The organism is Niabella aquatica (assembly GCF_054779315.1).
Genome location: NZ_BAAGYM010000013.1, coordinates 150,214 through 165,788, shown reverse-complemented (window position 1 = coordinate 165,788; position 15,575 = coordinate 150,214). Strand labels below are relative to the sequence as shown.

9 protein-coding genes are annotated in these 15,575 nt (G+C 43.3%); all 9 read right to left on the bottom strand.

What is annotated here, in order from left to right:
* Positions 1-5: 5 nt before the first annotated feature.
* Positions 6-1,538, bottom strand: a complete 1,533-nt coding sequence (locus ACYVBM_RS11735; RefSeq protein ID WP_460685851.1) for a sensor histidine kinase — start codon at positions 1,536-1,538, stop codon at positions 6-8.
* 338 nt (positions 1,539-1,876) lie between these two features.
* Positions 1,877-2,332, bottom strand: a complete 456-nt coding sequence (locus ACYVBM_RS11730; protein WP_460685850.1) for a PA2169 family four-helix-bundle protein — start codon at positions 2,330-2,332, stop codon at positions 1,877-1,879.
* A gap of 108 nt (positions 2,333-2,440) precedes the next feature.
* The gene (locus ACYVBM_RS11725; protein WP_460685849.1) at positions 2,441-2,662 is read right to left on the bottom strand and encodes a hypothetical protein; all 222 of its coding nucleotides are present in this window, start codon (positions 2,660-2,662) and stop codon (positions 2,441-2,443) included.
* 733 nt (positions 2,663-3,395) lie between these two features.
* Positions 3,396-5,720 (bottom strand): CehA/McbA family metallohydrolase domain-containing protein, encoded by a 2,325-nt coding sequence (locus tag ACYVBM_RS11720; protein ID WP_460685848.1) that lies wholly within the window; start codon positions 5,718-5,720, stop codon positions 3,396-3,398.
* Between the two features lie 690 nt (positions 5,721-6,410).
* Positions 6,411-7,763 (bottom strand): 3-keto-disaccharide hydrolase, encoded by a 1,353-nt coding sequence (locus tag ACYVBM_RS11715; RefSeq protein WP_460685847.1) that lies wholly within the window; start codon positions 7,761-7,763, stop codon positions 6,411-6,413.
* Positions 7,764-7,862: 99 nt separating this feature from the next.
* Entirely contained in the window at positions 7,863-9,281 is a 1,419-nt protein-coding gene (locus tag ACYVBM_RS11710; protein ID WP_460685846.1) for a Gfo/Idh/MocA family protein, read from the bottom strand.
* Between the two features lie 236 nt (positions 9,282-9,517).
* A complete protein-coding gene (locus ACYVBM_RS11705; RefSeq protein WP_460685845.1) occupies positions 9,518-10,339 on the bottom strand; it encodes a phytanoyl-CoA dioxygenase family protein in 822 nt (273 codons plus the stop codon).
* Positions 10,340-10,604: 265 nt separating this feature from the next.
* Positions 10,605-13,712: a glycosyl hydrolase gene (locus ACYVBM_RS11700; RefSeq protein WP_460685844.1), complete on the bottom strand. Its 3,108-nt coding sequence runs from the start codon at positions 13,710-13,712 to the stop codon at positions 10,605-10,607.
* Positions 13,713-13,778: 66 nt separating this feature from the next.
* On the bottom strand, positions 13,779-15,569 hold the full coding sequence (locus ACYVBM_RS11695; protein WP_460685843.1) for a RagB/SusD family nutrient uptake outer membrane protein: 1,791 nt from the start codon (positions 15,567-15,569) through the stop codon (positions 13,779-13,781).
* Between the last annotated feature and the right edge of the window lie 6 nt (positions 15,570-15,575).

Here is a 15,575-nt window from a genome sequence, read left to right as displayed (position 1 = left end):
ATTTATCAGTTAACGGGAATAGTAAAGCTGAAAGTAGCACCGTTTCCTGGTTCACTTTCTACCCATAAACTACCTTTATGGTTGCTGATGATCTGTTCACATATGTAGAGTCCGATACCCATTCCCGGATACTTCTTTTGAATATCGCTCACGCGGTAAAACCTGCCAAATATCTTCGATTGCTCACTTTTAGAAATCCCCATACCATAATCCTGCACAGAAACCTTTACATAGTTGCTAACCCTGGCTATATATACCTCAATATCTTTTGAGTGCGGCGCATATTTAATTGCATTTGAAATTAAATTGGTAACAACCTGGGCGATATTGGATTCATCCCCGATCACGGTTTCCTCCATTTGCCCGCTCAGTTTTATGTTGTATGTGGGATTGGCGGCCAGTATCGCATCTATGGTTTCACGCAGCATAGCGCCAAAGTCAAAAGGGGCCATGTGTAATTCAATATTTCCAGACTGTATCTTTGAAACGTCGAGCAGCTCCGCAATCAGGTTATTTAAACGCTCTACATTACGTTCTGCTTTGTCAAGGATACCCTTAAATTGATCCGTTGAATCTTCATGCATAAAGCGCTTAAGCATCTGGATATACCCCTTGGCCGAGGTCAAAGGTGTTTTAAGCTCGTGACTGGCAATAGACAAAAAATCGTCCTTGCGGATTTCGATAGATCTCCGTTCTGTAATATCTTCTATCGCTAAAAGTATCCGGTTCTTATATTCACCCTCCAGCTCTATCCGGAAAGCATTTAACAGCATTATTTTTCTTCCTATGTGTGGAAAATTGTGTTGAACCTCGAAATCTAGAACAGGGTTATTCGTTGGCAATACCTGCTCCAGCAGCTCCTTTAACTTTTCAATGTTCCATTGCCCGTTGCCCAGATCATACAGCCGAAGCTTTACTGTCTCTATCCGGGAAACTTTAAAGGTGCGCAAGAAGTGTTCATTAACTGAAAGAACATTGAGATTTGAATCTAAAACGATTAAACTCTCCCGAACGGTTTCAAGTACACTTTCTGTAAACTCCCGTTCATCTTTCAGCTTTTTGGTACGCTCCAGCACTTTTTGCTCCATCCCGTGCTTTGATATCACTAGTTTATCCAGCGCCTCACGCTTTTCTGTAATGTCGTGCTGTACACCGATGAAGTTAGTAAGCACACCGTTTTGATCCCTTACCGGCGAAATGCGAAGCTCATTCCAGAATAGTGCACCATTCTTTTTGTAATTACGGATTTCAACAACCGCGCTCTCACCTTTTACTATAGCTTCTTTTAATATAAAACGTTCCTTTTGGCTCAGATCTTGCTTTTGGAGAAACCGGCAATTATGCCCAATGATCTCAGGACGGGTGTATCCGGTAAGTTTTTCAAAAGCTGTATTGCAATATATGATAGGATTATCGGGTTGAAGATTATCAGTAATGATAATACCGGATACACTTTCATTAATGGCCCGCACTATCAACTCTAAAGGTACATTATCAATAGAACCAGAACCATAGTTACTCATATTATTTATTGGCATAATTACTTTTTAAAATAAACTTCCACCGGGAAAAGGGCCGTATATAATGAACAAGCACCTATCAGGATTTAAAAATATCCTGCCTGGAAGGATCTTCTTCAGACCGGTATAATGTTATCATCAAGGGGTGAGAAAAAAACTGTTTGCTTCAGGTATTGAGTTATTTATGCCGGGGATAATATTGTATCCCGGATATTATAACAATGGTTGAAAAACCTGCCGAAGCGAGAACATTATGGTTCAATGTACCATTTCAATAAACAACTAATATAAAATGTCGGACCTTTACAGATCCAACATTTAGTAATAACCTAAAAGAAGCGTTATGTATATATTATTTATTTGCTTGCATCGCGTAATGCCTTAATTGTATCATGGCTCATATTAATGGCCTCCTGTTGCTGCAATAATACTTCTCGCACATCTGCTCCCAGTTCATTTTCCTGTAACGCCTCCTTATATGATTTTTTTATTGCATCCTCTCCTCTTTCACACTCAGCAAGAATACTGTGGCGATCAGATCCGCCAAATGTAGCTTTAATATCAATCCAGGCACGGTGCAACGTTCCTAAAACTGTATTCCCACCGTCCGGATGTTCGCCCTTGCTGCCCACAAGACCCGCCAGCTCTGTAACATTTTTACGGCTCTGTGAGGCAAATTTTTCAAAAGTTGCTCTCAGGTCAATATTTTCTTCGTTCACATCCTTTGCTGCTTTTTCAAATCCGTCGGCCCTGTCGTTGTTGATTTCAATTAAATCATTCAGGACCTTAATAACATTACTTTGATTTTCCATTTTAGTTTTTTTTAGGGTTCACAAAATATTCCAATACAGACTGTATTCCTTGCTTTTTACGAAAAGACATGAACAGGTGTTGAAACTGTATGACAGTCAATAACAATTTTAAAAGATATCATTTCTTTCCTTGTTTGCTACTTTGTCGGTTACTACACAAAATCTTTTGCCGTTAATCACTTCTACATGCCATGTCCATTCGTTGATATCGAACGAATTACCCGGGCCTGTGAGATGGCTTATGGCATCACCGGTAAATGTGATGGGCAAATTTGGCATGTCCTCATTTTCAAAAAAGGATTGATGAGCAACGGCATCATTGTATCTCATGGTTAAATATCTAGTATTTTTATTATTAATTCAATTAGAAAGATAAATTACGAGAGCACGTCGTAACAATCAGTATTTAACATTTTAAGCTAAAGCCAATTTTCATGCCAATTCACTTGAGAATTGAATAACAGAACGTTCAAACTATATTGCAGCAATAGCGCCATTTATGTGCAAAAGTGCAATGTACCGGCATCTTCTTTTACCGTTGTATTTTTAAAACAATTTGCCTTTACGGCAATGATTTTAATGATGAATCTCTGAAGGTGCAACCACAGGACAGGAAGCGTGAGAAAAGAAATGGTGTCAAAAACCTGTACTATCGGTTTTTAAAAAAACACGTTCCATTTTAAACGCCTATTTGCTGGTCAATTTGAGACTGACCGGTATACTTGATAGTAAGATGGATCTTTAACTTGATCTATAGTCATTTTTGTGATGTGCCTGAAGTATAAGGGCCCATATGATAAATTTTGCAACCACCTTGCTTTATCTTTATCAATAACAGCGCCCGATTATACTCATGGCCACTGTTATATTAATAAATATTTTTAATTATTTCTTCCCCGCAACTGTATATCATTTTCCCATTATAAGACGTTGGTAGCTAAAAAGTATCTACCGGAATACAGTGCCTATTATTTACATCCTTTGATCCTGAAAAAAATCCCGGAGCTTTTGGCCCGCATCCTTCATCAGCGCGATAACTCTTACCTGCAACTATTTGTCGTGTTTATTCCAGCCAGATCATAGGTGTAAATGCGCCGTTGGCTGCAATATCCCAGGCTTCAATGCGCACCCATTTTTTGTTAGACAGATCTACCGGCCAGGAGAATTGCTGCTTACCAAAAGCTGTTGTATGATTAAGGCTGATACGCTCGCGATATACTTTTTCTCCATCACCGGAAACAATTTCAACAAAATTCATCGGGAAATTCCATTGTAACACCGCTTCAATATTTACCTTTCCGGACGTTGGAACTTTGAGCACATCTCCTGATTCACTTCCATTAATCTTAAAGACGGGTATCAGCACTTCTCCGGTGGAAACAAAAAATTTACCATTTCGCATGGCATCTAAAACCGGCTGCCAGCCCTGTTCATAAAGAGGAAGTTGATCAAGCTTCAGATATATAACATTCAGGTGAGCGTACATTTCGTTTTGATGGGTAATAGTAAAAATATCAGATTCTGCAATTGCATGTTTCCGGTGTCCCCAATTAGCCATATCATCTACCAGCTTTATTACCCGCTGACTCAGCGTTGGCCAGGAAAGATCTGCAGGTATAGACTTCCATGCAGCACCCAGGTAAGTATCCGACTTAAAAAAAGCTTCGTCTTTATATTGATCCGGATATCCGGTAGATGCTTTGGTACGGGCATGTGCCACCCAGGCTAAGCCTTTTTCTTTTTCGAGCAACTTCAGCATTTCTTCTTTATTTCCTACACGGTAAACGGTTCCGTATTGCGAATCCTTTGTTTCGAAAGGAGCCTGTTCTTTCCTGGACATGATCCAATAAACAGGTTTTGGAAAAAACGCCAGCCAGTGTCCGCCATAAAAATTATTGGCTTCCTCTCCTGGTAATAAAAGAAAACTACTGTCAGACAAACGTTTTGTTTGTTCGAACAGTGATTTTAACTCCACCAGCCTGATCGAATCCGGCCCGGTGGGATGCCCTACCCCATGAAACTCGGCCAGTTTTACAATATCCAATCCGGCCTTTTTCAGCACATCAACAAACTCCGGCTTCGACGGTATTGACTTGCCGCTCATTACCTCATTCATAATAAACTCATTGTGAAAATGGGTAGCCATTCTTTTAAAACCGGGCAAGGCAACAAATGCATCATTGTTTGTAAACCGCTTTACTTCATCTAAAGTACCTTCTGCATCTTTACTGCTCAGTAAACAAAAAAAGTTTAAACGTTGTAAGGTTTCAGGTGGTGCGTTAAACCAGGGAACAAATCTTTTGTCGCCAACAGGATCCTGCCTGATGCCGATCCCGAAACCGGGAACCCTATTTAAATAATCCTTTCCACACCAGGTGAATCTTAAATTAAAGGCTTCATCCAAAGGGTAAAAATATTGATGCGGCGCCGGAAAAACGGCTAAGCTGCCGGATGCATTCTCGCCAATAACAGTCCGGTATTTTACTTCGAGATTGGCACTGTTCGTATTGCTCGAAGGAGCTATCCTTACAATATTATTGCTAACATCAGACCACGCAACATGCCGCCATAGCTCCTTTTTATTTACCAGGCCCGCATCGTATAAAATAGCAGTTGAATCTTTACCGGTACTAACTACGGCTGCTATATTAAACAAAGGGCTTCCATTATAAAATGTTATTTCTAAATAGCCCGTAAATCCCGGCGATTCCAGTTTGTTAATTTTTATAACGGTAGATGCGCCAACAGTACGTGCACTGGCGCTACTCTTGCTTAGTTCTACTACATGCGTTTGGTAAGGGCTATTAGGTACTTTATCAAAAAAGATATCCCATCCTCCGCTGGTTGGGCTTAGCTTCCTTTTTCCGCTGCGTAATATAAAAACAGGATCCAGGTTTTTAGCTATTTCAACAGAGCGCCCGCTTCTCTCTTCCTGGATACTACTCAGCAAGGCCTGCTGGTTTTGCAGGTTGAGAACAATTTTCGAGAACCGTGATTGTCCGCAAGGCCATTTAACAGTAATCAAATGTTGATTAACAGTAACACGGGCGCCGTTGTTTTTTAGTTCTTTTAAATCGACGGGGGGCTGGGCTACAGAATAAACACAACAATGTAATAACCATACTAAAAACACGCTTCTTATACCACCACACCGAAAAAGATATAATCCAGAAGCGCTTCTTTTTGCACCTCTGCAATGAATAACCGTTTCTTTATCCTGCATTCCTGCCAGCAGGCCAAGATCATCGTTTTGAATATGGCGTGGTAATGCCAACGTTGCGGCAGTATCGTGCGCTTCATACCTGGCTGGTTTGTGGCATTCAAACAGTTTTACTTTTTTATTCTTGACAATACATTCTTTCGTTTGTTCAACCATGGTAGCTTTCATACATACTATAATTTAGTTTCTGATTACCAATTCATTTATTTTTCACCATAAACACACAGTTATGAAGCAGAATGCCGGTATATAAGCCGGCTATTTTCAAGCAGATCCTGCAGATCATTAATATGATGGTGATACAGCCGGATATCAATTATTTGTTTCCCTTCTAAATATTGAATTAAAGTAGGGCACCATATTTCTTCACGCTCATTCAAACTGCTTACAATAACTATTGCTTTACGAGTGGTCAACTTGTTCTTAACTGCAAAACAACCCTTACCGGCGGAGTCTCTATTTTCAGATCAATAATTTTAAAAGATCATCCAAAAACAAGAATCACGCTTCGGAAAAAAGTAATTGACTTTTCATATTTTTTAAAAATGACAAAATAAAAGTTTTGAAACAAGCAAAAATCAAATTATTTCTTTAATGCTCAATTAAATTGTTAGATAATTCGCCGTTTTCAATAAAAGAGCCTGTCAAAAGTCCAAGACAGCCTCTTTTTATTCGGTAAGGTAATGGAGTGTATTATCAAATACGCGATTCTCAGCGCCTTCAAAAACCTTTTGATACACGCTCGTTTATTGCCCTAATAACTAATTTTTGACCAAGAGCTGATTTAATAAAAAAGGCCCTGAACGATCAGGACCTTTTACGGACGGAATTCGGACCTCAATCTCAGCCCTGACCGGGCTAATCCAGCTCTTTTATTTTAATATTCCTGAACCATACTTCATCTCCATGATCCTGTAAAAGGATATTGCCCGACTCTGCATTTCCGAAGTTTGGCCAGTCTTTATACTTACTATAAGCCACCAATGCGTTCCACATTTGATTATTCCGGGAGTAGGTCACAATTTTTGTATTATTCAGCCAATGCTCCACTTCATTGCCTTTCACCACCACCATTGCCGTATTAAAATCATTTTTCCGGAAAGGTTTATCGGTGGGCGCCGGTATAAGATCATAGAGCGATCCTAAGGTTCTGTTCCCGTTAACACCCAGTTTAGCATCAGGATGTTTTTCATCATCCAGGATCTGGAATTCGCAACCGATGGCCGAACCCTCGCCTTTATTCAGATCGGGGTTCACGAAATACTTGATGCCGCTATTGGCGCCATCCGTAATTTTAAAATCTGCTTTAAGAATAAAATTTTTGTATTTCCCGGTAGTAACAATATCGCCGCCATTGGTCGATTCACCGCCGCCGCTTTTTACTACTTTAAGCAATCCGCCATCCATTATCCATCCTTTTCCAGGAAAGATATCAAGCTTTGCACCTCTCCAGCCTTCGGTTGTAGCGCCGTCCCACAGCAGCTTCCAGCCGTCCTTTATTTCCTGCGCGGAAAGTGAATTGGGTATCACATTCACTTCAGGAGCGTCGTTTTTTTCGCGCCTTACGTACATCTGCGGGTTGGAGGTACATATCCTGATATTTTTCCAGCTTACTTTTTTCCCTTCGTCATTAGCATTGCCAATTGCATGCACCTGTAAAGCAATAAATCCCGTCAATGTTTTATCGTCCCAAAGATTCGCACAGGCGATACCATTCACCCAGGTGCGGATTGATTTCCCGATAGCTTCGATCCTTGCGGTATTCCAGGCATTACTTTTATACGCCTTCCGGGCTTTGGGATTTTCTGTCATGGGATATAGCCATCCACGGCGTGCTTCATCATAAATACCTCCTGACCAGGCACGGGATGAAGGATCAATTTCAAACTGGTAGCCGTGTACGCGCCCATTATTGTAGTCTTTCTCTGACAGGCTCCTGAACTGAACGCCGGAGTTCAGACCTTCATCTATTTTGAATTCAAACTCCAGAATAAAATCGCTGTATCTTTTTTCAGTAGCCAGAAATGTATTGGGCGTTCCCAGTTTAGAAATGCCCACTATTGTATTGCCCGCTATTTTGTATTCGGCCTCACCGTTGAGCTTTTCCCAGCCTTTGAAGTTTTTCCCGTTAAACAACGGCTCCCATTTTTGCGCGGAAGTAATTAAAACAAAGCCACATAGCAGCAATACTAAAATATTTTTTTTCATCATATATTTTTTATGTTTTAATGGTCGGATGGAACTCCGCATATACATCCCCCTGTGTGAGAAAAATTTATCATGCTTCGTTTCATGTTTGATATATTGTTTTTATATCTTGTAAAAATCTTCCCAGCCTTTACGTGGTGGCAAGCCGGTGAGCATCGCATTTGCAAAGGCATTATTGGTAATTTGTTTTAACCGGCTGTCAAAGAACAGTTGTGTGTTTAAGCGTTGGGCCAGTACGCCTAACGAAAATACCTGGCTCAAAGGGCCATGTATTTCAAAGGGTGAGCGTGTTTTTTCTAACCCGTTACATGCCAGCAGGAAATTTTTAAAATGATTGGAAGGGCTCGGCGGCACTTCCGGAAGGCGGCCAGCCATTTCCCTGGCCTTTTCTTCGGGTATAATGGTTAAAGTGCTTCCATGACTGCCTCCTTTGAAAACAAGTTCTTTACTGTAGATAATCTTTCCCGGGTTTAATTTCGTTTGCCGGGCATTTTCCTGGTTGGTAGCAGGTATATTCGGATCAGCCGCTGAAACGCTATAGCCGGGAGGCAGAGGCGGCAGGTTATCCAGGCCGTCGTACCAGGTAATATCTACCGGCGGCATGCCGTTTCGTTGTGGAAAACGAAATAATATGGTGGACGAGTAAGGAAAGAAATAATCGTTGTGGCCTTTTTCCTTAACCAGGGTAACCTCATACGGCAATCCAAGTTCCAGGAACTCATGAACCGTATCCAGTATATGGGCACCCCAATCTCCCAGCGCTCCCATGCCAAAGTCGTACCAGCAGCGCCATTCTCCCTGGTGATATTTCTCATTATAATCATGGTATGGAACCGCACTCAGCCAGGTCATCCAGTCCATACCCGCCGGAATCGGCTGCTTATCAGGAAGCTTATAAATATGGCTATCCAGGTTATGCCACCGGCGCACATTGTTCATGTGCGCGGTAACCGTAGTAACATCCTTGATAATGCCCGCCTCCTTCCAGGCTTTAAACTGGAAATAATTGGCTTCCGAATGTCCCTGGTTTCCTACCTGCGTTACAACGTTAGGATACTTTTTTGCAGCCTGCATCATCAGCTCAGCTTCATAGAATGTACGCGCCATAGGCTTCTCCACATACACATGCTTGCCATAAGCCATCGCCATCATGCAAACAGGAAAATGAGAATGATCGGGAGTAGCCACTACTACCGCATCAAACTGTTTGCCTGCTTTGTCAAACATCTCGCGGAAATCTTTGAATCTTTTGGCCCCGGGGTAAAGGCCTGTCGCTTCCTGTGTATGTTTGGCTCCCATATCCACATCGCACAGCGCTACCACATTCACCATTCCTGTCTTCGCAAATTCCTGAACCACCTGAAGGCCCCTGTTACCAATACCAATGTGGGCAATATTCACCTTTTTATTGGCGCCTGCCACCTGCCTGTAATTACGGGCATTGAGCAGCGTGGGTGCGCCAGCCGCAACTGAAGCTGAAGTGAATGCCATTGTTTTTAAAAAATTTCTGCGCTTAACCATAAAGTCTTGTTTTATATATGAAACTTACATTTGTTAATATATAGAGCCGTCTTGCTAAAACTGCCCTGTTTAATTATTTAAACCTTCTTCAGCAGGGTTCTTTATAAAAACTGTTCGGTTTACAACCTGATAGCCTTTAACCCATAGTTGTTTTTAACGGGCAAGTAAATGTATAGTTTTTTCTTTTGTGCGCTAAAATGTTATCGCTTTTGATTCACCCATGGCTATTGCCCTGTTTAAAGGCTCCTGTGATAAATTAAAGGATTTTGCGCCTCATCATTTAATATATCTCCTACTGACAAATTATTTACATATGCTTCGGGAAGAATATTGGGCTCACCGTTGTATACATTTCCATCAGGCATATAAGCACAGGTCATTGCCCTCCTGTAACCATTCGTCATATTAGCTCCGGCACCATGAATGGTTAACCCGTTGTGGAATGAACAACTTCCTGCCTTCATTTTGGCACTAAAAGATGGCGTTTTGGAAAACTGCGGATAAACGGAAAATATACCATCCATATTTTTCCCGATCCCCTTATTTTCAAAAGTAGTTTCCTTAAACGAGCGCGGTATAAAATACAGGCATCCGTTTTCGGCTGTTGCATCATCCAGCGCAACCCATATAGACAGTGCCCTCCGATCTGAGAAAGACCAGAAAGGGGTATCCAGGTGCCAGGAAGTCGGATTAGCCCAGGGGCGTTTTACCAGGGCCTGATCATGCCATATACGTATACCATCTACCTCCGCAAGTTCTGCGGCCATTTTCCCGAGCCGCGGATCTAACATTAATTTCTTCACCGCCTCACTGGTTTGCCATAAATTGAGGAGCTGATCGAATACCTTCGAAAAATAACCGACATCTTCATTGATGCCATCTTCCATACCTACCTGTATACTCTTTCCAGGTATTTTTACTCCGTTCCGTTCCTCAATAGCATTCATAACTGCGCTCTGCCACTCTTCCAGCTCGGTCGCATCTAAAAAATCTTCTATAATAAGAAAGCCATTTTCTTTATAAAATAAAACCTGGTCCTGAGTTAAATTATGATTCATGTTTATTTTTTTAAGGTATATATTTTTAAATGTACCAACTCGCCAGACATTTTAAAATGCCAGGCCTGTATCTCATGTTTTTTGAGCTCATTAAAAGGACATCGCAACATTTAGCAAAGCCGGGCAAGGTATATTTTCAACACCCCACCGGTTGCTTAAAATTTATTTTTCATACTTATTGCTTTTAACAAGTACAAGATGAGCCAGCCTGACTGACGCCAGGAACACCTCGCACAGCATGCTTTTCACAGCCTCAGCGGTTTTATTACCGGAAGCTGATGTTATGAATACTGCTTCCATAAACCGCCACCGGCCCTAATAACCCCGATCGGCGAAGATATTTATCAGCATCGGGTGTATCGAACTTAACAATGTTTGTTTTGGTAAGCCGTTTGTGGCGGGGAAGCTGGCCATCCCCTATCAGCCGGTTGGCCCATAAATTGGTAACTACAATTTCTACCCGGTTTTTACCCGCTTTAATATAATCTGTTATATCGGCAACAAACGGAGCCGCCCATATAGTGCCCAGCTTTTTACCGTTGATGGTAACCGTTGCCATGTCCTGCACATTGCCAAGATGAAGCTCGTATTTCCTTTTCTCTAATTTGTCCATATAAAAATCGTTTACATAAGTAGCCGATCCGGAATAGTATTTTATACCAGGATTCTCCAATTCAGTCCAGGATTGAAGTTGTTGCAGGGTTATGGCAGCAGGCGCATTCCAGGCCGTATCGAATTTTACCGTCCACGGGCCATCTAATTTTTTAATCAAAACAGGCTGCTTTGAGATAACAACCGCACGTTTGCCATCTGCCCGCTCCAGCTCGTACCGGCCCGGCTGATGAATAACAGTCTGAACAGCACCGGATCTTGTCCGCAGCTCAACTGGTGGCTTTGAATGAGGAAGAGGCTCCAGGCCTGTACCGGTGATTTTTGAAACCGGCACCAGTTTCTCTTGAGGGTTTGTGAAAACAATGAACTTTGAGGCACCTGGTTCAAAATACAGTGGAATGACCGTCTGCCCGTTTTCTACCCGGTAATGCACGATCTCTTCTATCTTTCCTGTAACAGGGTCCCAGAGCTGGGGCGCTTTTCCTGTAACGCGAAAACGGCATTCAACCGATGCGTAGCGGTCAGGCGCTGATGGCTGATACCTGTAAATAAAATCGCTGAACTCTTTCCATAAGAACCGGTTGGCCACAAAATAAATGTCTGCATCGGCAGTTTGACGGTGTATATATTCAAGCGCGGCTGTTGTATCGCTGCCGGTATATTCAAAATCGGGAATAACCTGCATAGATTTAAGCACTGCGTTAATATCCCGGCCCCATATTACGCGGCCTTTGCCATATTTGTTTTCAAGCACCTGCTTTCCATCAATGCTACCCCACAACCGGCCGGTGATGGCATTGAGCGCTGTATCGCTGTGCGGATAGCTTTTCAGCCCCGTAGCTCTTTGTGGCCGGGGCGCCCAAACAGTGGCCCCGTTCTTTACCAGCGCTTCTACTTTTCCCAATACATCCAGGTTAATGGTTTGCTCCGGGGGCAGCACCAGGAGGCGGTAGCTCATTCCGTCGGGCAGCACCAGCTTCCCGTTTTTTACCGTAACTTTATATAATACATCGGCCGCACATTTGTCCCAGTCGTACCCGTATGCCAATTCGGGGAACTCTTCTTTTAAGAAAACAAAATTGGGCACATCATCGCCATAATAGTACAATACATCTGCCACAAAAAGCCCCTGCTGTAACATGAAGCTGCTGCGATTCAGGTAACCGGTAAAATCGCCTGCCTGCTGCCACCAGGTAACATTGGGGTTCATGTGCGTTCCGGCAAAATATTCATTTCCCGGCAAACCAAATTCGGGAGGTGAGGAAGTAAACGTATGCCAGACGATGCGGTTCACACCCGAACAGAAAACCCGGTCAATATTCGTTTTCAGCTCTGCAGGCGACCGCTCCCACTGCGGACCGATACTGGTGGGGCCCTCCGCAGCTACAAACCGTTTCCCGTTGGTATGAGCTGCGCAGGCAGATTGCTTTACAGCAAGGCGCGCCGCATCGGAAACCCGGTGCGTGTTGGCCATTGCCCAAAATTCGCCCTGCGGAAAATCGCTGATGGCCATAGTTTTTAACGCATCTACCGGTGCAGAATGCGGACCTCCCGATTCGGGATGAATACCCATGCCATATTGATGCGCCAGATCGGCAAAGAGCTGGTAATGGTTTTTAGCCACACAGGCGCCGATAGTTTTCCTGAAATCGTACAGGAACCGGTTGGATACTTCCTGGCTCTCTACCACCCTTCCGGCCAGGACGGGCATATACAGCTTTATATCATAACCGCTGTTGCTCTTAAATTCAGCCGGAAAGTTCTGCGTCCAGTTCACCGCACCCATTTCCCAGCTATCGGTTTGTAAAAACTTCACACTGTTACCTGCAGCCTGGGCCGTATGAATAAGCGGTTCTATCACTGTTTTACTAAAATGCCTGAAAGCGTCGGGGTTCAGGTGGTCCATTGACAGGCCGTTCCATCCATCGCTGGTGGTGGATATTTTCACCCCGGTACAGGTCCAGCCATAGCGTATAATGGTCCACTCACCGGCAGGCGCATTCCATTTCAATTCTTTTCCATCAAAAAAGGGCGTAACATCAATGATGTCTTTCTGTTTTACGATATTGACATTTACCGTATTAAAAAAACCATCTCTTAGTTCATGCAGCGGATAAATACCGCTTGAGCCCATCGACCGGTTCAATGTTTTTTTCGACCAGTTGGTGATGGCTTCATCTCTAAGCGGTAACACTTTACCGGGCCTGGGAATTGCCTGTACTATCACATCCTGGTACAAGAGGTGCGTTTCGGGCTGCGGAAGAACTACCGTAACTAACCCGCCGCCGCTGATATCTGTTTCTGCAGTAACTACTCTTTTAAGCGCCAGTTCGGGCGTAACAGAAGGCCCGCCGGGGTTCCAGCCGCTTTGAATATTTACACTTAATTCTATCCCCACCCTATCGGCCTCTTTTACAGCATGCTGGTATAACGCCATCCATCCGGGGCTCATAAATACCGGGCCGGCTTCTGTTTTTTTGGCAACATCATAGCTGGAGCTGCCGGCATCTACAATGGATGCACCGCCATACCCTTTGGCTTTCATTTCTTCCAGGTCTCTTGTTATAGATTCTTTGGTAGCCATACTATTCAGCCACCACCAGTAACACCGGAGCTTTGACTCGGGAGGTGGATTTAAAAAACCGTTTTTTAAAACATTGCTGCTTGTGTTCCATTCGGTATGGAGCGGGTAAGAAAGCTGCTGTCCGAACAATTGAAGACGAATTACTACCAACCCTACCAGTAAAAAAAATTTCGACATGCTGCTAAGATAATTTATTAAATGGCTTAAGTTATTTTATACCAGGTACAGGTGCCTGACTGTATATTACCGGTTTGTCCATCCCGGGTTCTGTTCTATCACTACATCTTTATTGGTTTCTATTACTTTTTGCGGTATGGGCCATAAATTATACTGAAAAGTAAGCGTAGCCTGGGCTTCGGGCCAGAAGGCATATTTTCTGATCCTGTCTACAGCAATGTTTCCTCCCATTCTTAATAAAGTGTTCCAGCGAAATTCTTCATAGATCAATTCCCGCACACGCTCATCCAGTATGGTATTGAACGCATCGTCCATATCTGCAGCAGTTACTTTATAGCTGCATTGCGCCCGGTCTCTTAATAAATTAATATCAGCAGCGGCCCCGGCCTTGTCGCCATTGCGTTGCTTAGCTTCGGCTCGTAATAAAATAGTTTCCGGTAAGCGGATGATATAATCATCGCGAAACAGATTGCTCCGGTTTTCGCCATCGGCAATACCTGTAAATTTATCAATGGCAACTTTACAGGAAACGGGGTAGCAAAGGCTTTTGTTATTTGTATTGGTGGTGGCATCCGGGCCTCCATTGTACATAACATTCCATGGAACATCTTTCTTAAAATAAGGAGAACTGGCTACATTGCCTTTAAATCTTCTTCTGAATACCGCATCGCTGTTACGCATATCAGCAGCCCATTTATCAGCGTAAATATCATCTCTTGCATACATGGTAGGAATCATCTGAACAATACCCCGGCCACCTACATCCTCGAGCGTTCCGGTAAGATGATCTTTTGCGCCATCCCTGAAATCGGCGCTGTAATAGCGGGTATAGCCGAGTTTTGATTTGCTATCTCCCGCCCTGTAAGCTGCATAATCAATTTGTGCGGCCCATATACACTCCGTATTACCCTCCTGGTAGTTTACATTACCTTCCTGAAAAAGATCCCAATAATAATTAGTGGGCTGAAGCAATGTATCTACCACTGCACCGGCGCTGAAAACCCCTCCCTGGTATACCGGGAATGAAATCGCTGATTCGTTCCGCCTTGAACCGTAACGGGCTTTGATCAATGAATACTTCCCCCCGTCAATGACCTTACTGGCAAACCCTATTGCTTTTGTAAAAGCAGCCGTGGCCTCTCCTTCTTTTCCATCTGCTTTCAACTGAATACCCATTGCCAGGTAAAGCTCACATAAATTATGCTGCGCGGCAGCCCTTACCAGTCTTCCGCCGGTAGTAGTGGTTTCCGGCAGGTCGTTCTCAACAGCTTCCAGGTCGTCTATTGCAAACTGGTAGGTCTCAACCCTGCCGGGACGCCTGAAATCGAATTTTGGCGCCTTGCTGATTTCGGTAACGATCGGCACTCCGCCGAAAAGCTCGCCCAGGTTGCGGTAAGCAAATGCCCTGAAAAACCTGGCCTGTGCTATTGCATATTTTTTTTCGGCATCGGAGCCCCATTGTATCTGCGGCAGATCAGCAGCATACAGGGCCAGGTTAGCACGGTTGATTACATAATACCATGTGCTATATACCTCATAAAAAGTGCCGTTATCGGCATTAATACTGCCATAATTATTAAAAGTACTGCCACGCCTGATGCTGGCTACATCAAAAAGATCGGTACCATTGCCACGCAGGTTAAATATCCAGCCTGTTTCGCCGGGGTTGGTCCATAAATCTCTTATATGGCTGTATATGGAAACCAGCACCTGGTCTACCTGCTGCGATGTAGAAAAGGCATTATCTACCGTATAAAACGATTCTGGAACTTCCGTAAGAAAATCTTTGTCTTTTTTGCAACCTGTATTCACCAGTAAATAAAGCGCTACAGGAATGATATATATAAGCTTTTTCATAATAAA